Source organism: Nocardioides xinjiangensis (assembly GCF_017916385.1).
In the GTDB taxonomy this organism is placed as follows: domain Bacteria; phylum Actinomycetota; class Actinomycetes; order Propionibacteriales; family Nocardioidaceae; genus Nocardioides; species Nocardioides xinjiangensis.
On the sequence record NZ_JAFMSW010000001.1, the window covers coordinates 559,168 to 575,328 of the forward strand.

Below are 16,161 nucleotides of genomic sequence, written 5' to 3' on the forward strand. Positions count from 1 at the left end.
TGTGTCCATGGGATTCGGCGACGTGCTCCAGCAGGCCATCCACGCCGGCACCGGCGTGCCGCGACTGTGGGTCGCGGCCACGAGGGCCGGTCTCGGCCCCTCGGCCGCCGCGGAGGTGCTTCGTCTGTCCCAGGCCGCGCTGCAGGCCGCCGCGGCGCACGGTCGCGGGGTGCCGGGGCGCACCAACGCGATGCGCCACTTCATGTGGCAGGCGGCGCTCACCGCGCGCTTCGGGGCCGACGTCGCCGGGTCGATCGCCGCCGCGCAGGAGGCGGGCACGCCGAACCGCCGCGACTCGCGCGTCGACGAGCACAACAACGCCGCCGGCCGAGCCCACGGCGCCGCCCACGCCGCCGACCTCGCGGACCTCTCGCCGCGGGCGGCGATGGCCAGCCTGGTGCCGGTCGCGCTGGCGAAGTGGGAGTCCGGCGAGCTGGTGTGGGTGCGCCGCTGATCGTGGCCGCGTGCGTCGCGGCCGGCTAGGAAAGGACGGACCGGCCGATCTCGCCCGGGTTGTGGGCCACTTCCCACCGGAAGCCGTCGGGGTCGGCGAAGTAGCCGGTGTAGCCGCCCCATCCACGCTCGACCGCCTCGCTCACGTGGCTCGCCCCGGCCGCGCGCGCCTGCTCGAGGACGGTGTCGACCCCCTGGGCGGTGGCGACGTTGTGGGCGAGGGTGACCGGCGGCACGCCGCGGGTGGGCCGCTGCCCGACCTCGGCGACGAAGCCGGCCTCGACCCAGAAGCTGAGCACGACCTTGTCGGCCACCCGGAACATCAGGACCTCGCCGGGCACGTCGACCTCGGCCTCCCAGCCCAGCCCGCCGACGTAGAACCGGCGGGTGGCCTCGAGGTCGGTGACCACGAGGGTGATGAAGCTGACGCGCTGGTCCACGTCATCGCTCCGCGTCGGCGCGGTTGGCCTGGTCGGGCTGGTCGGGCTGGTCGGGCTGGGGCGGTCGAGCGGCGAGGCGGACGCGCTGGCGGCCCATCGAGTCGAAGTTGCGGTCGTCGAGCCAGTCGTCGAGGGCCTGGCGCACGCGCGGCCACTCCAGGTCCGTGATGGAGAACCAGTCGGTGTCGCGGTTGCGGCCCTTGTAGACCACCGCGTTGCGGAAGCGCCCCTCCCAGATGAACCCCAGGCGGATCGCCGCCCGGCGCGACGGCGCGTTGAGGCTGTCGCACTTCCACTCGTAGCGCCGGTAGCCGAGGTCGTCGAAGACGTGGCGCATGAGCAGCGCCATCGCCTCGGTGGCGGCTCGGCTGCGCTGGAGCTGCCGGCCGAAGGCGATCCCGCCGACCTCGACCGAGCCCATCGCGGGGTCGATCCGCATGAGCGAGCAGAACCCTGCCGCGCGACCGGTCTCGCGCGGCACGATCGCGTACATCACCTGGCCGGGGTCGGCCGCGCCGCGATGCACGATGTCGGCCAGCTCCTCGCGGTCGCGGGGCCGGTCCCAGGCGAGGTACGTCCACAGCGGGTCGTCGTCCGGGCCGCACACCGCGGCGAGCAGGTCGTCGACGTGCTGGGGACCGATCGGTTCGAGCCGGACGCCCTTGCCCTCCAGCACGTTGCCACCGGGCGGCTGCACGGGCGCCCAGTCCACCGGCCGGCCGATCCGCTGACCGTGGGCGTTGGTGCGCGGGCCCTGCGTCGGCGCGCTCACCGCAGGGCCTCCGCGACCGCGGCCATGCCACGCTCGACCTCGTCGTACGACGTCGACAGCGGCGACAGCCCGATTCGCAGCCCGCCGGGGTCGCGGTAGTCCGGGATCACGTCGCGCTCCCAGAGCCGGGCGGTCACCTCCCGCATCCGGTCGTGGTGGAGCGTCACGTGACCGCCGCGCCGCTGGGCGTCGCGCGGCGACGCGAGGGTGACCTCGGGCAGGGTCGCGTCGGCGAGGTCGACGGCGTACGACGTCAGCGCGACGGACTTGGCGCGGATCGCCTCGATGCCCGCCTCCTCGACCAGCTCGAGCATCTGCTGCATCGCGACCATGCCGAGGATCGGCGGCGTGCCGGAGATGAACCGACGGATGCCGGCGGCGGGGGTGTAGCCGGGGCCCATGCGGAACGGGTCGGCATGGCCCATCCAGCCCTGGATGGGCTGGGTGAGCTCGCCCTGGAGCCGGGTGTTGACGTAGCCGAAGGCCGGCGAGCCGGGACCGCCGTTGAGGTACTTGTACGTGCAGCCGACCGCCAGGTCGACGTCCCACGCGTCGAGGGCGACCGGGACGACGCCGGCCGAGTGGCAGAGGTCCCACAGCACGAGTGCCCCCGCGTCGTGGGCGATCCGCGTCAGCTCCGGCGCGTCGGCGAGCCAGGCGGAGCGGTAGGAGACGTGGTTCAGCACGACGAGGGCTGTGCGCTCGGTGACCGCCTCGCGCAGCTGGTCCGCGGTGACGCCGGCACTCGTGTCGACCTCGATCCACCGCAGGCTCAGGCCGCGCTCGGCCGCGATGCCCTCGGCGACGTAGCGGTCGGTCGGGAAGTTGTCGGTGTCGATGACGATCTCCGTGCGAGCGGGGTCCGTCCGCGAGGCGTGGTCGACCGCTGCGCGCATCAGCTTGTAGAGCCAGACGGTCGTCGAGTCACCGACCGCGGTCTGCCCCGCGGTGGCGCCGAGCACGACGCGCCCGAGGTCGTCGCCGAGCGCCGTCGGCAGGTCCATCCACTGCTCGTCCCACCCCCGGATCAGGCGCCCGCCCCAGTCCTGCTGGACGAACGCGGTGAGGCGGTCGGCCGTGGTCGCCACCGGCCGGCCGAGGGAGTTGCCGTCGAAGTAGACGAGGTCGCTGGCGGCGCCGACGAAGCGCTCGCGGAACCCGGCGAGGGGGTCAGCCGCGTCGAGCTCTGCCGCGCCGCGCTGGAGGAGACTGGTCACCACGGCAACCTATCCGTCGTCCGCCCCTTCAGCGACGGCGCGTCAGTAGCAGACGGCTCCGTGAGCGGCGCTCTGGACGACCTTGCGGTACTTGCCGAGGACGCCGCGGGTGTACTTCGGCGGGAGCGGCTCCCAGCCCTCGGCGCGCACGGCCAGCTCGGACTCGTCCACGTGGACGTCGAGCGTCATGTTGGCGACGTCGAGGGTGATCCGGTCGCCGTCGCGGAGGAAGGCGATCGGACCGCCGTCGCTCGCCTCCGGCGCGATGTGGCCGACGCAGAGGCCGGTCGTGCCGCCGGAGAACCGGCCGTCGGTGATCAGCAGCACGTCCTTGCCGAGGCCGGCGCCCTTGATCGCCCCGGTGATCGCGAGCATCTCGCGCATGCCGGGACCGCCCTTAGGGCCCTCGTAGCGAATGACGACGACGTCGCCGGCCTGGATCGCGCCGTCGGCGAGGGCGTCGAGGGCCTTGCGCTCGCCGTCGAAGACCCGGGCGGTGCCGGTGAAGGTGGAGTCGTCGAATCCGGCGCTCTTGACCACCGCGCCCTCGGGGGCGAGCGAGCCCTTGAGGATCGTGAGGCCCCCCGTGGCGTGGATCGGCCGGTCCAGCTGGCGCAGGATCTCGCCGTCGAGCGGCTTCGGGTCGAGGTCGGCGAGGTTCTCCGCCATCGTCTTGCCGGTGCAGGTGAGCACGTCGCCGTGGAGGTGACCGGCGTCGAGCAGCGCCCGCAGCAGCACCGGGATGCCGCCGACCCGGTCGAAGTCGGTCCACACGAAGCGGCCGAACGGCTTCATGTCGGCCAGGTGCGGGACCTTGCGCCCGATGCGGGTGAAGTCGTCGAGCGTGAGGTCCACCTCGGCCTCGCGAGCGATGGCGAGGAGGTGCAGGACGGCGTTGGTCGAGCCGCCGAGCGCCATGGCCATCGCGATGGCGTTCTCGAACGCGGGGCGGGTCATGATCTGCCGGGCGGTGATGCCCTGGCGCAGCATGTTGACGACCGCCTCGCCGGACTTGTGGGCGAACCCGTCACGGCGGCGGTCCACCGCCGGCGGGGAGGAGCTGCCGGGCAGCGACATGCCGATCGCCTCGGCGACGCTCGCCATCGTGTTCGCGGTGTACGCACCGCCGCAGGCACCCTCGCCGGGACAGATCGCGCGCTCGATCTCGTCGACCTTCTCACGCGAGATCTTGCCCGCGAGGCAGGCACCGACGGCCTCGAAGGCGTCGATGATGGTCACGTCGCGCCCGTCGACCTGGCCCGGCATGATCGTGCCGGCGTACAGGAAGACGCTCGCGAGGTCGAGGCGCGCGGCCGCCATGAGCATGCCGGGGAGCGACTTGTCGCACCCCGCGAGGAGGACCGACCCGTCGAGGCGCTCGGCCATCATCACGGTCTCCACCGAGTCGGCGATGACCTCACGGCTGACGAGGGAGAAGTGCATCCCCTCGTGCCCCATGGAGATGCCGTCGGAGACCGAGATCGTGCCGAACTCGAGCGGGTAGCCGCCGCCGGCGTGCACGCCGTTCTTGACCGCCTTGGCCAGGCGGTCCAGCGAGAGGTTGCAGGGCGTGATCTCGTTCCAGCTCGACGCGACGCCGATCTGCGGCTTCTCCCAGTCGTCGTCACCCATCCCCACCGCGCGGAGCATGCCGCGGGCGGCGGCCTTCTCGAGGCCGTCGGTGACGTCGCGACTGCGGGGCTTGATGTCCGGTCCCTCGGCTGCGTGGGTCATGCCTGCAGGCTAATCGGCGCGCCCGCACCCTCCGGCGCTCGTCTCACCGCCGGCGCCGAGTCAGCCCGGCCATGTGCCGGACCGGACGCTCGCCTGCTCGCCCTGTTGCTGCAGGCGGCGGCGCCGCCGTTCCTCGCGGACCTCGTCGAGGTGCACCATCTCCGCGACCAGCTGGTGGCGGGCGGGGTGGTCGACCGGGGTGCCGAACAGGTTCCGTTCGAGGTGCTTGCGCCAGGGCCCGTGGTAGCCGATCGCCGGGTCCTTCGCCGCGCGGGACCGTCGTGGCCACCCGAGCGCCTCGATCGAGGTCATCGCCCGTAGCCGCCGGGGCACCCACCACCCCGCCACACGCAGGTCGGCGTGCGCCGGGAACCGGCTTCCGCGCGTGCGTGCCCCGTCGGCGCGCATCGGCTCCACCGGCTCACCGGATTCGCGGTCGCTGAAGCCGACCTCGAGCCGTGCCAGCTCGAGCAGCGCCTGGAGGACGCTGGCGCGGGGGCTCGTGCGTCCGGTCTCCCACCGGGCCACCGCGGACTGCGACACCTCCAGCGCCTGCGCCAGCCCCCGTTGCGAGACGTCGAGGATCCGTCGGATCCGTCGGACCAGCCCGGGGACCCCGCCCGGGAACGGCCCCATGCACAACCACTCCTCCTCGGCCTCGGTCACCGCCGCGCCGACCGTCGTACCGTCCACCACCTGTCTCCTCTCCGCTGTGACCACCGGCGCGTCTCTTCGGCGCCGGTGCGGCCATCACAGCCGAGCCCGCGGACGGACGCCGGACGTCGTCCACAGCGGGCCCGGTCACCCGCCGGTCCGCGCGCCTGTGGACGTCTGATGGCCGGCGACGAGCTGTGGTGGCGTACCGGCCCCGCCTCCTCCATCTCGCGAAGCCCCGCCGCCACCCCTTGTCGCTGAGTCGCTCAGCGACTCACTGGCAACAGCCGGGCGAGCGGCCGGGGCGGCGGCGTGCCGCACCTCGAGTCGGTCAGCGACTCACGGGCAAGGACGCGACTGAGGCCCGCTCGGCCTCCCGGCGCCCACGGGCGGATTGCAGTTCCGGGGTCCGCCACGACCGGGCGCAGCGCGAGCACAAGCAGGCCGGCCACCCCCGCCCGGAAGGACTCAGGCGAGCCGGGCGGCACGGACGACGAGCACGTCCGGCAGGTCCTTGTGGATCTCCTGCCACGTCGCGCCCTCGTCGGGCGAGGCCCACACGCCGCCGTTGCGGCCACCGAAGTAAAGCCCGGGCTGCTCGTGGTCGTCGGCGCACATGGCGTCGCGCATCACGGCGGTGAAGTAGCCGTCGGGGAGCATCCCCTCGCCGAGCGGCTCCCAGGACGCGCCGGCGTCCGTGGTCCGGTAGACCCGGGCCTTGCCGTCGACGGGCCAGCGCGCCTCGGCCCCGGCGATCGGGAAGTTGTACGCCGTGTCGGCGCGGTGCGGGTGCGCCACGATCGCGAACCCGAACTCGGTCGGCAGACCGGGGGCGATGTCCTGCCAGGAGGCGCCACCGTCGTCCGAGCGGTACACGCCGCCGTGGTTCTGCAGGTAGAGCCGCTCGGGATCGACGGCGTCCCGTGCGACCTTGTGCACGCACTGGCCGAACTCCGGGTAGTGACGGTCGCCCGGGAAGAACTCGGCCTTCACCCCGGTGTTGGACGCCGCCCACGTGGACCCGCCGTCCGCGGTGACGTAGACGCCGCCCGTCGACAGCGCAGCGAGCACGCGGGAGGGGTCGGCGGGGTGCGGCAGGATGGTGTGGAACGCCTGGCCGCCGAACCCCTGGTCCCACTCGGCGCGGTGGGGGTGGTCCCACAGGCCGCGCACGAGCGAGAAGGTCTCGCCCCGGTCGGTGGAGCGGAACACCGCGCCCGGCTCGGTCCCGGCCCACACGACGCCGTCGCCGCCGTCCTCCGACGGCCCGGGCTGCAGCTGCCACACGCGGGCCAGCGTGGCGCCGGTGTCCTCGGGGAAGCGGACCGCACCGTTGGGCGTCTCGTCCCAGGTGGCGCCGAGGTCGTCGGAGCGCCACACCTGCGGACCCAGCCAGCTCGACGACGCCCCCGCCAGCGACCGCGTGGATGGGCCGCGAGTGTCGACCATGACCGAGTAGACCTCCTCCATCGGGAAGTGCGGCCCGGTCCACTCCCACGACGTCCGGGCCTCGTCGGAGGTCCCCAGCCACATGCCCTTGCGGGTACCGACCATCAGCAGCGTGCGCGACATGGGGGCTCCTTGGTGTGGGGACGGGCGGCGGCGGCGCTCACGGGACGGTTCACTGCATCGTGCGGTTGCGGAAGACCTTCAGGGACAGCGGCGCGACGACCGCCGTGATCGCCACCGTCCACAGGACCGTGAAGAGCACGGGGTGCTGCATCGGCAGGTGCGCGTCGGCCGGGGCCGGACCGGTGTTGCCCCAGAGCTCGCGCACGGCCTGGACAAGCGCGGAGATCGGGTTCCACTCCGCGATCGCCCGCAGGACCGTGCCCATCCGCTCCGACGGCGCGAACGCGTTCGAGAGGAACGTCAGCGGGAACATCGTGGTGAACATGACGCCGTTGACGGCCTCGACCGAGCGCATCGCCGAGCCGACGAGGATGCCGACCCAGATCATCGCGAAGCCCCAGAGCAGCAGCAGCCCGTACGCCGCCAGCGCGTCGAGGGCGGAGCCGCGGATCCGCCAGCCCACGACCAGGCCGGTCAGCGACATCACGATGATGCCGATGAACGAGTGGGTCAGGCTGGACATCGAGCGACCGACCAGGATCGCCGCCGGGTTGATCGGCAGCGACCGGAACCGGTCGACGACGCCCTTGTCGATGTCGGCGGTCAGGCCGACCGCCACGATGAACGACGCGAACGCGATGGTCTGGCCCATGATCCCGCCCAGCAACCACTCGCGGTAGCCGGCCGGCGCCGCGACCGCGATCGCCCCGCCGAAGACGTAGGCGAACAGCAGCACGAACATCACCGGCTGGATGGTGACGTCAAGCAGCATCTCCGGCATCCGCTTGATGTGGATGAGGTTGCGCCGGAAGATCGTCACGGACTGGTGCCACAGCGAGGTGTGGCGGATCTCGGGGCGCTCCAGGGCGCCGTACGGCGTGTGGCTCATGCCCGCACCTCCTCGTCCTCGGTCGTGTGGCCGGCGGCGGGCCCGGCCGACGGGTCGGCACCGGAGCCGTCGGGACCACCCGCCGGCTCGGCCTCCTCGGCCCGGTGGCCGGTGAGGTTGAGGAAGACGTCGTCGAGGCTGGGCCGCTGGAGGCCTAGGTCGTCGATCTCGATGCCGCTGCCGTCGAAGAGGGCGGCGATGCGGGTGATGTCGGAGAGCCCCTCGGCCGGCGCGGTGATCCGGCGGGCGGACTCCTCGACGTGCACCTCGAGACCCGCCTCCCGCACGCGCTCCACCGCCGCGGGCAGGTCGTCGGGTCGGGAGACCGTGACGACGAGGGCGGCCTTGCCGGACGCGTCCTTGAGCTGCAGCGGCGTCCCGTGCGCGATCACCGTGCCGCGGTCGATCACGACGATGTCGTCGGCGAGCTGGTCAGCCTCCTCGAGGTACTGGGTGGTGAGCAGCAGCGTCGTCCCGTCGTCGACCAGGTCGCGCAGGACGTCCCACAGCTCGACCCGGCTGCGCGGGTCGAGGCCCGTGGTGGGCTCGTCGAGGAAGAGCACCGGCGGTGTCGCCACGAGGCTCACCGCCAGGTCCAGCCGCCGGCGCATTCCACCGGAGTAGGTCTTCACCACGCGGTCGGCGGCGTCGCTGAGCGAGAACCGCTCCAGCAGCTCGCCGCCAACCCGGTCGATCGTGCGCCGGTCGAGGCCGTACAGGCTGCCGATGAGCCAGATGTTCTCCCGACCGGTGAGCAGCTCGTCGACCGTCGCCGACTGGCCGGTCAGGCCCATCGCGCGGCGTACGGCGGCCGGCTCGGTCAGGATGTCGTGCCCGGCCACGCGCGCGGTGCCGCGGGTGGGCTTGGTCAGTGTCGTCATCATCCGGACGGTGGTCGTCTTGCCGGCCCCGTTCGGTCCCAGGAGGCCCAGGACCGACCCCCTCGGTACCGCGAAGCTGACGTCGTCCACTGCCAGCGTGTCCCCGAACTGCTTGACCAGTCCGTCCGCCTCGATCGCGTGCTCGTGCGTCACCCCGTCGTCCCCGTCCCTCGTGTCCCTCCGTGACTATTCCGATTAGGAACACTACTCTCGGAACGCCATGAGTCAAGACATCCCGGTGACCGGGTACGCGATCCTCGGCCTCCTCACGTTCGGCGACGAGCTGACGGGGTACGAGATCAAGCAGCGCGCCGACATCACGTTGCGCTTCTACTGGGTCGCGCCCGCGATGAGCCAGGTCTACACCGAGCTGCGCCGGCTCACCGAGCACGGACTGGTGCGCGCGGACGCCCGTGCCGAGGGTGGCCGGGAGGTGACGTCGTACGCGATCACCGGCGCCGGCCAGGCCGCGCTGCGCGACTGGATGGAGGGCACTCCGGCCGGCTTCCCGGTGCTCAAGCACACGGTGCTGCTGCGCCTGCTGATCGGCCACGCGACCGAGCCGGGGACCACGCGGCGGATGCTGGACGACTACCTCGACGAGCTCGACCGCGCCAGGGCCGACCTCGCCGCCGTGCGCGAGGCCCTGCGCGGGGCCGACCGCCCGGGCGAGCCGTTCCGGTTCCCGTCGATGGTGGCGGACTGGGGACTGGACTACTTCGCCGCCGAGACCCGCCACGCCAGGCGCGCGCTCGCCAGTCTCGACGAGACCGGGCCGAGGGACGACGACGCCGCTGACTAGGGTGGCCCGGTGACGTCGCGACCGAGCCGGGCACTGCTCGGGCCCGTCGGCCTCGTCCTCGTGGGCATCCTGTCGGTGCAGGTCGGCGCCGCCATCGCGAAGGGCCTCTTCGGTGAGATCTCCCCGACGGCGATGGTGTGGCTGCGACTGGTGACCAGCGCCGTCGTGCTCGCCGCGATCGCCCGTCCCCGCCTCGGCGGGCGCAGCCGGCACGACTGGTTCGTCGTGCTCGGCTTCGGTGCCAGCCTGGCGACGATGAACTGGGCGATCTACCAGTCCTTCTCGCGCATCCCCCTCGGACTCGCGGTCGCGATCGAGTTCGTCGGCCCGCTGACGCTCGCCGTGCTCGGGTCGCACCGCGCGCGCGACCTCGTCTGGGTGCTGCTCGCGGGCAGCGGCGTCGCCCTCCTCGGCCTCCAGCGCACCGACCTGGACCTCCTGGGCGTCGCCTACGCCCTGCTCGCCGGGGCCGCGTGGGCGGCGTACATCCTGCTCAGCGCGAGCACCGGGCGCCGGTGGGCGGGCTTCGACGGCCTCGCTGTCGCGAGCGTGCTCGCCGCGTTGGGCATGACGCTGCCCGCCCTGCTGACGGCGGGTACGTCGCTGTGGGACGGCCGGGTGCTCCTCATCGGTGCGCTCGTCGGCCTCCTGAGCTCGGTCATCCCCTACAGCTGCGAGCTCGTCGCGCTGCGCAGCCTGCGTCCGGCGGTGTTCGGCATCCTGATGAGCGTCGAGCCGGCGGCGGCGGCCCTGGCTGCCATCGTCGTGCTGGACGAGCACCTCTCGGCGGTGCAGTGGCTCGCCATCGCCTGCGTGGTCGCCGCCTCGATCGGCGCGACCCGCTCCGCTCCGGCGCCGGTCGAGCGTTCGGCGGCACCCGGCACACTGGCGACATGACGGGGGCGACATGACGGGCGACATGACGGGCGACATGGCCAGGGGCAACAGGGGACCGCGTCTGGCGCTCGGCGCGCTCGCCCTCGCGCTCGCGGTGACGACCGGGTGCTCCAGCAGCACGCCGGAGCCGCTGCCGCGCACCACGCAGCCGACCGACGTGCCGAGCCAGCCCACGCCCAGCGACACGAGCAGCGAGGCGGAGCCGGGCGGCGATCAGCGTCGACGCGCCCCGCGGGCGGTCGGCACGCTCGTCGACCAGCTCGAGGTCCCGTGGGGCGTCGACTTCCTCCCCGACGGCGACGCGGTGGTCACCGAGCGGATGACCGGCCTGGTCCTGCGGGTCTCCCCCGACGGCAGGCGCACCCGGCTCGGCTCGATCGGATCGGTCGTGCCGCAGGGCGAGGCCGGCCTGCTGGGCGTCGCGGTCTCGCCGGACTTCGACACCGACTCGACGGTGTTCTTCTACCTGACCACGGGGGCGGACAACCGCGTGGTCAAGGCGCAGGTCGACGGCGAACGGCTCGGCGAGCCGACCGTCGTGCTCGACGGCATCCCGGCGGGGTTCATCCACGACGGCGGGCGCATCGCCTTCGGTCCCGACGGGCGCCTCTACGTCACGACCGGCGAGACCGGGGACCCGGAGCTCGCGCAGGATCCCGACAGCCTGGCGGGCAAGATCCTGCGGATCACCGCCGACGGCGAGCCCGCCCCGGGCAACCCGGACCCCGGTTCGCCCGTGTGGTCGCTCGGCCACCGCAACGTCCAGGGCCTGGCGTGGGACGACGCGGGGCGCCTGTGGGCCTCGGAGTTCGGCGACTCGACGTGGGACGAGCTCAACCTCGTCGAGAAGGGCGGCAACTACGGCTGGCCCGAGGTCGAGGGCACCGGCGGAGGCCCCGACTTCGTCGACCCCGAGCTGGTGTGGCCGGTGGAGCAGGCCTCTCCGAGCGGGCTGGCCTACGCGGACGGGCACCTGTGGATGGCCGGCCTCCGCGGCCAGCGGCTGTGGCGGATCGAGGTCTCGCCGGCCGGCAGGGCGTCGCGGCCGACGGCGTTCTTCACCGAGGACTACGGCCGCCTGCGCACGATCGCCGTCGCACCGGACGGTCTGCTCTGGCTCACCACCTCGAACCAGGACGGCCGTGGCAACCCGACGCCGGCCGACGACCGGATCGTGCAGGTCGAGCCCTGAGCCGCGCTGCTCGAGTTGCTGAGCGACTCACCGCACAGCGTGGCCGGCCGGCTCGCGCTGCACGACGGCGCGGCGGGCGGCGCGGCGCAGCGTGGTGAGGATCGCCGGCCCGAGGACCACGATCGCGATGGCGGTGGTCACCGCCCGCCCGGTGTCCCAGCCGCCGGTGGAGGTGAGCAGCGTGTAGACCAGGAACCGGTGGGCGTTCTCCAGCACGGGCGCACCCGCGACGTAGGCCAGCGAGCCCTCGTGGCCGGGGACCACGATGCCGAGCGCGAAGGGCCAGCTGCTGAGGTTCATCAGCAGACCGTAGAGGTAGGACGCCACCACGGCGTACGCCACGAGCATGGCGATCTCGGCGCGGCCGCCGAACCGGCGCGGCAGGAGGCCGGCGCCCATGCCGACCCAGGCGGCGCAGATCATCTGGAACGGCAGCCAGGGCCCGACGCCGGCGGTGAGCAGCGCGGACGCGAACAGCGAGGTGCAGCCGAGCACGAACCCGAATCCGGCTCCGAAGACGCGCCCGGCCAGCACCAGCAGGAAGAAGACGAGCTCGATCCCCGCGGTGCCGGCGCCGAGGCCCCGCAGCACGGCGTTGATGGCGGAGAGCACGCCGAGCACCGCCAGCACGCGGGAGTCCATGCCGCCCTCCCCCATCTCCGCCAGCACGACCACCATCACGAGCGGCAGGAGCGCCAGGAAGACGAAGGGAGGCTCGACCCGGTCCCCGGGCGAGGCCTCGAGCAGGAGCGGCCAGCACAGCATCATCAGGCCGGCCACGGAGGCGACGAGCAGGACGGCAGCGGTGCGCGGTCCGATCGGCAGGGCGACGGGGTGCGGACGGAGGATGCTCACCGGGTGTCTCCGAGCGCCGCCGCGACTTCCTCGACGGTGAGCCAGGGATCGCCGAGCACCTTGGTGACCTGCGGCGCGAACGACGGCGACTCCGCGAGCACCCGGCGCGGCGGGCCGCTCGAGACAACCTCGCCCTCCGCCATCACCACGACCTCGTCGGCGACGTGGGCGGCGAACTCGACGTCGTGGGTGGCGAGCAGCACCGCGTGGCGGTCGGCCGCGAGGCCGGCCACGATGCGGGCGAGCTCGGCCTTGCCGGCGTAGTCCAGGCCTCGCGTGGGCTCGTCGAGCAGGACGACCGGCGGGCGGGCGGTGAGCACGATCGCGAGGGCCAGGGCCAGGCGCTGGCCCTCCGAGAGGTCGCGCGGGTGGCTGGCGCGGTCGACGCCGGGGACGAGCCGGTCGAGGAGCGCCCAGCAGGTGCCGGGCGCCACCTCGGCGCCGGTGTCCGCGGCTGCGCACTCCTCGTCGACGGTCTCGAGGTAGAGCAGGTCGGCCGCCGTCTGCGGCACGAGTCCGACGCGCGTACGCCGCTCGGCCGGCGCGAGGGCGGCGGGGTCGGCTCCGTCGACGTCGACCGTCCCCGACCGGCGCTTGCCGGTGCCCTGCAGCGCCCAGATGAGGCTGGACTTGCCGGAGCCGTTGCGCCCCATCAGCACGGTGACCCTGCCTGCCGACAGCGTGAGGTCGAGCTCGCGGACCGCGACGTGGCGGCCGTGGACGACGGTGACGCCGCGGGCGGCCAGCAGCGGTGCCCCGCCCGGAGCAGGTACGCCGGGTGGCGCGGCCAGGTCCGGCAGCGACCGCGCCCGCCGGCGGGCGTCGCGCACCGTCAGCGGGAGCGGGTCCCACCCGACGGCGCGGCCGAGGTGGACCAGCGGCGGAGCGACGGGTGAGTCGACCAGCACCGGCTGCGGCGCGTCGACCCGGATCCCTCCGTCGCCGGTGACGAGGCAGATCCGGTCCGCGAACGGCACGACGCGCTCGAGCCGGTGCTCGGCGAGCAGGACGGTGAGCCCGAGGTCGTGGACCAGCCGGGTGATCGTCGCGAGGACGTCCTCCGCCGCGGTGGGGTCGAGCGCGGAGGTCGGCTCGTCGAGGACGAGCACCCGCGGGTGCGTGGTGAGCACCGCCCCGATCGCGACGCGCTGCTGCTGGCCGCCGGAGAGCGTGCGCAGGTCGCGGGCCCGGAGGTCGGCGATGCCGAGGAGGTCGAGGGTCTCCTCGACGCGGCGGCGCATCGTGCCCGGCGCCGTGCCGAGCTGCTCCATGCCGTAGGCGAGCTCCTCCTCGACCGAGTCCGTGACGAACCCGGCGAGCGGGTCCTGGCCGACGTAGCCGACGACGTGGGCACGCTCGCGCGGCGGCTGTGCGACCACGCTCCTGCCGCCGACGAGCACGTCGCCGGTGAGCACGCCGCCGGTGAAGCGGGGAACCAGCCCCGTCACGACGCCGAGGAGCGTCGACTTCCCGATCCCGGTGCGGCCGGAGACGAGCACCAGCTCGCCCTCGTCGAGGGTGAGGTCGACGTCGCGGAGCACCTCGTGCTCGTCGTAGCGGAAGGTGATGCCGCGGAGCTCCACCGCGCCGTGCAGGGTCACGCGGTCACCTCGCGGTGGGCGAGCGCGCTGGCCGGGACCGGGGTGGCCACGGCGGGGAGCGTGCCGAGGACGCCGACCGCGAGGGCGAGCGGCGAGAGGTACGGGACGACGTCGACCTGCGGGTAGGCGACGACCACCTGGGCGTGGCCGACGTACCAGCCGAGCACGGCCACGACGAGCCCGACCGCGAGCGTCGACAGCTCGGCGGCACGCCACGGGTCGGGCCGGTAGCGGGTGCGCTGCACCCGCCGGCCGGCGCTGACCAGGCCCAGCACCGCGACTCCCACCCCAGCACCGAGCATCGGGAGCGCCAGCACCCGGGGCGCCGTCGGGTCCAGCCAAGCGTACGTCCCCACGCAGATGCCGGTCAGCGCCAGGAGCAGCAGGCCACCGGTCAGCCACCGCTCCCGCGTGGCCGCCCCACCCGAGCGTCCGTAGCCCCGGGTGTCCATCCCGGCGGCGAGCGCCAGGGACCGTTCGAGCGCGTCCTCGATGACGGGGACGAGGAAGCGGCGGAGCCGGCCGACCCCCGTGGTCGTCCCGCCGCGCAGCGCCTGCGCCGCCCGCACCCGGCGGGCGCTGTCGGCGAGCTGCGGGAAGATCGTCACCGCGACGACCAGCGCGGTGCCGATCTCGTAGAGCGCCGGCGGCACCGAGGCGAGCAGGCGCTTGGGGTTGGCGAGGGCGTTCGCCGCTCCGACGCAGAGGATGATCGCGGCGAGGCGGAGCCCGTCGTAGAGCCCCGCCAGGAGCGCCTCGCTGGTGATCGGGCCGAGCAGCCGGATGCCTGCGGCCCAGTCGGGCAGCGGCACCTCCGGGAGGTCGAGCAGCACGTTGCCGACCTCCTGGCCGCCGAAGAGGATCCGGAAGACGACCCGCAGGACCACGGTCGCCGCCGCGAGCGCGGCGTACAGCCGGAACGAGCGACCGAAGGGATGACCGGATCGGCGTGCCACCACCACCACCGTCGCCGAGCCCATCAGCAGGAGCAGCAGCAGCGGGTTCGTGGTCAGCGAGGCCGCGGTGGCCAGCCCGATCGCCCAGGACCACCAGGCGAGCGGGTGCAGGTCACGCGGCAGCCCCGTGCGGGGGAGCGCCGATCCGGTCACGACGCGTCAGACCCCCCGTCTACGACGCGTCACGACGGCACCGACTGCGATGGCGATCGCGAGCAGGCCGACGACGGCGAGGCTGAGGGCGGCCGGGACGCGAGCCGGTCCGTCGGTCTCGGGCCGGGCCGCCTCGGAGGAGGCGCCGGCAGACGGGTCTCCCGCCGCGCCTGGGTCGGAACCCGCGGCGGGGTCGTCACTGGCCGCTGAGTCTCCTGGCGACTCACGATCGTCGGAGGCCTCGGCGCCCTTCGCGCGCTTGCCCGCACCCGTGTCTTCGCCGCTCTCCGCGCCCTGCCTCCCGCCGTCCTTGCCGCTGCGCGGGGCTGGTGAGTCGCTGGGCGACTCACTGGCCGAGGGCGACGCGGAGGGGGCGCCGGACGGCGAGGCCGACGGACTCGACGAGGGCGAGGACGACCCGGTGGAGCCGTTCCTGCCACCCGGGGACGGGGACGAGGTGGGATGCGACCCGCCGCCGGACCCGCTCCCCGACCCGTTGCCCCCGGCGGACGGGGACGAGGTCGGGCCGGACGACGGCGTCGAGGCCGACCCCGTGGGCGTCGGCGTCGGGGTGGACGACGGCCTCACCGGCGGCGCGACGCCGGGAGGTACGGGGCCGCTGCCGGCACGGTCCTGCTGCCAGGACCACCCCACGGAGCCGCCCGCAGGAACGACGAGGCCGCCCACCCCGGAGGTCGAGTAGGACCACGATGCCGACGAGCCGTCGGCCCACCACAGCCCCCAGTAGGCGTCGGTCGGGGAGGCGTTCACGCACGGGTCGCTCGAGGGCGCGCCGTTGACGCGGCACACGAAGCCCGGCTGCCGCTGGGCGTAGGAGAGCTGGACGCCGACCGAGGCGAAGACCGCTGCTGCGCTCCTTCCCCCGCCGTCCGGGGCGCACGCGGTGATCGTGCTGCCCCCGAGCTCGCGGAAGTCCACGACGACGCTCACGCCGCCGGCCGACGTGCACGTCGCGGCCGCCGCGCCGGGGAGGAACGTCGTCGGCGCCAGTCCGAGCGTGGCTCCCCCGCCCACCAGGCCGACCACCAGCACGGCGAGGGCCGTCGCCGCCCGCCGGGCCCGAGCACCCATG

At 73.9% G+C, this 16,161-nt stretch carries 16 protein-coding genes; 4 read left to right on the forward strand and 12 right to left on the reverse strand.

The features are described 5' to 3' along the window. Positions 1–7: 7 nt before the first annotated feature. Complete coding sequence (locus J3P32_RS02700) at positions 8–454, forward strand: DUF6973 domain-containing protein (RefSeq protein WP_210438318.1); 447 nt, start codon at positions 8–10, stop codon at positions 452–454. Positions 455–479: 25 nt separating this feature from the next. Here the strand turns inward: J3P32_RS02700 and J3P32_RS02705 are convergent, their stop codons facing one another. The 8 genes from J3P32_RS02705 to J3P32_RS02740 all read right to left on the reverse strand — a co-directional run bounded on the left by J3P32_RS02705 (position 480) and on the right by J3P32_RS02740 (position 8,765). Beyond that, positions 480–893: a VOC family protein gene (locus J3P32_RS02705; protein ID WP_210438319.1), complete on the reverse strand. Its 414-nt coding sequence runs from the start codon at positions 891–893 to the stop codon at positions 480–482. A gap of 1 nt (position 894) precedes the next feature. Continuing rightward, positions 895–1,665 carry a GNAT family N-acetyltransferase gene (locus tag J3P32_RS02710; protein ID WP_210438320.1) on the reverse strand — a complete coding sequence of 257 codons (771 nt, stop codon included), beginning with the start codon at positions 1,663–1,665 and terminating at the stop codon, positions 895–897. After that, complete coding sequence (gene kynU, locus J3P32_RS02715; protein ID WP_210438321.1) at positions 1,662–2,882, reverse strand: kynureninase; 1,221 nt, start codon at positions 2,880–2,882, stop codon at positions 1,662–1,664. The genes J3P32_RS02710 and kynU overlap by 4 nt, the downstream gene beginning before the upstream one ends. A gap of 42 nt (positions 2,883–2,924) precedes the next feature. Beyond that, positions 2,925–4,616 carry a dihydroxy-acid dehydratase gene (ilvD, locus tag J3P32_RS02720; protein ID WP_210438322.1) on the reverse strand — a complete coding sequence of 564 codons (1,692 nt, stop codon included), beginning with the start codon at positions 4,614–4,616 and terminating at the stop codon, positions 2,925–2,927. A gap of 60 nt (positions 4,617–4,676) precedes the next feature. Then, the gene (locus J3P32_RS02725) at positions 4,677–5,309 is read right to left on the reverse strand and encodes a helix-turn-helix domain-containing protein (protein WP_210438323.1); all 633 of its coding nucleotides are present in this window, start codon (positions 5,307–5,309) and stop codon (positions 4,677–4,679) included. 429 nt (positions 5,310–5,738) lie between these two features. Further along, positions 5,739–6,842, reverse strand: a complete 1,104-nt coding sequence (locus tag J3P32_RS02730; protein ID WP_210438324.1) for a WD40/YVTN/BNR-like repeat-containing protein — start codon at positions 6,840–6,842, stop codon at positions 5,739–5,741. Positions 6,843–6,891: 49 nt separating this feature from the next. After that, complete coding sequence (locus J3P32_RS02735; RefSeq protein WP_210438325.1) at positions 6,892–7,731, reverse strand: ABC transporter permease; 840 nt, start codon at positions 7,729–7,731, stop codon at positions 6,892–6,894. Beyond that, a complete protein-coding gene (locus J3P32_RS02740) occupies positions 7,728–8,765 on the reverse strand; it encodes an ATP-binding cassette domain-containing protein (protein ID WP_210438326.1) in 1,038 nt (345 codons plus the stop codon). The genes J3P32_RS02735 and J3P32_RS02740 overlap by 4 nt, the downstream gene beginning before the upstream one ends. Positions 8,766–8,832: 67 nt before the next feature. Between J3P32_RS02740 and J3P32_RS02745 the strand changes: the two genes are divergently transcribed. The 3 genes from J3P32_RS02745 to J3P32_RS02755 are packed head-to-tail and all read left to right on the forward strand — an operon-like array spanning position 8,833 to position 11,503. After that, a complete protein-coding gene (locus J3P32_RS02745) occupies positions 8,833–9,414 on the forward strand; it encodes a PadR family transcriptional regulator (protein WP_210438327.1) in 582 nt (193 codons plus the stop codon). Between the two features lie 9 nt (positions 9,415–9,423). Continuing rightward, entirely contained in the window at positions 9,424–10,311 is an 888-nt protein-coding gene (locus tag J3P32_RS02750; RefSeq protein WP_210438328.1) for an EamA family transporter, read from the forward strand. Between the two features lie 10 nt (positions 10,312–10,321). Next, on the forward strand, positions 10,322–11,503 hold the full coding sequence (locus tag J3P32_RS02755) for a PQQ-dependent sugar dehydrogenase (RefSeq protein ID WP_246849859.1): 1,182 nt from the start codon (positions 10,322–10,324) through the stop codon (positions 11,501–11,503). Between the two features lie 27 nt (positions 11,504–11,530). On the opposite strand, the gene J3P32_RS02760 is transcribed toward J3P32_RS02755, so the two are convergent. From J3P32_RS02760 to J3P32_RS02775, 4 genes are read right to left on the reverse strand one after another with little or no spacing between them, the layout of a single operon-like run. Then, positions 11,531–12,358: an ECF transporter S component gene (locus tag J3P32_RS02760; RefSeq protein ID WP_307861567.1), complete on the reverse strand. Its 828-nt coding sequence runs from the start codon at positions 12,356–12,358 to the stop codon at positions 11,531–11,533. After that, complete coding sequence (locus J3P32_RS02765; RefSeq protein ID WP_374222503.1) at positions 12,355–13,959, reverse strand: ABC transporter ATP-binding protein; 1,605 nt, start codon at positions 13,957–13,959, stop codon at positions 12,355–12,357. Before J3P32_RS02765 ends, J3P32_RS02760 begins: the two co-directional genes overlap by 4 nt. After that, on the reverse strand, positions 13,956–15,068 hold the full coding sequence (locus J3P32_RS02770) for an energy-coupling factor transporter transmembrane component T (RefSeq protein WP_210438329.1): 1,113 nt from the start codon (positions 15,066–15,068) through the stop codon (positions 13,956–13,958). The genes J3P32_RS02765 and J3P32_RS02770 overlap by 4 nt, the downstream gene beginning before the upstream one ends. Positions 15,069–15,074: 6 nt before the next feature. Continuing rightward, complete coding sequence (locus J3P32_RS02775) at positions 15,075–16,160, reverse strand: hypothetical protein (RefSeq protein ID WP_210438330.1); 1,086 nt, start codon at positions 16,158–16,160, stop codon at positions 15,075–15,077. Between the last annotated feature and the right edge of the window lies 1 nt (position 16,161).

What these genes read in the sequence shown, in the direction of transcription:
- J3P32_RS02700 (WP_210438318.1), top strand. Translation starts at nt 8, where the DNA reads ATGGGATTCGGCGACGTGCTCCAGCAGGCCATCCACGCCGGCACCGGC.
- ilvD (WP_210438322.1), bottom strand. Translation starts at nt 4,616, where the DNA reads ATGACCCACGCAGCCGAGGGACCGGACATCAAGCCCCGCAGTCGCGAC.
- J3P32_RS02730 (WP_210438324.1), bottom strand. Translation starts at nt 6,842, where the DNA reads ATGTCGCGCACGCTGCTGATGGTCGGTACCCGCAAGGGCATGTGGCTG.
- J3P32_RS02735 (WP_210438325.1), bottom strand. Translation starts at nt 7,731, where the DNA reads ATGAGCCACACGCCGTACGGCGCCCTGGAGCGCCCCGAGATCCGCCAC.
- J3P32_RS02745 (WP_210438327.1), top strand. Translation starts at nt 8,833, where the DNA reads ATGAGTCAAGACATCCCGGTGACCGGGTACGCGATCCTCGGCCTCCTC.
- J3P32_RS02755 (WP_246849859.1), top strand. Translation starts at nt 10,322, where the DNA reads ATGACGGGCGACATGACGGGCGACATGGCCAGGGGCAACAGGGGACCG.
- J3P32_RS02775 (WP_210438330.1), bottom strand. Translation starts at nt 16,160, where the DNA reads ATGGGTGCTCGGGCCCGGCGGGCGGCGACGGCCCTCGCCGTGCTGGTG.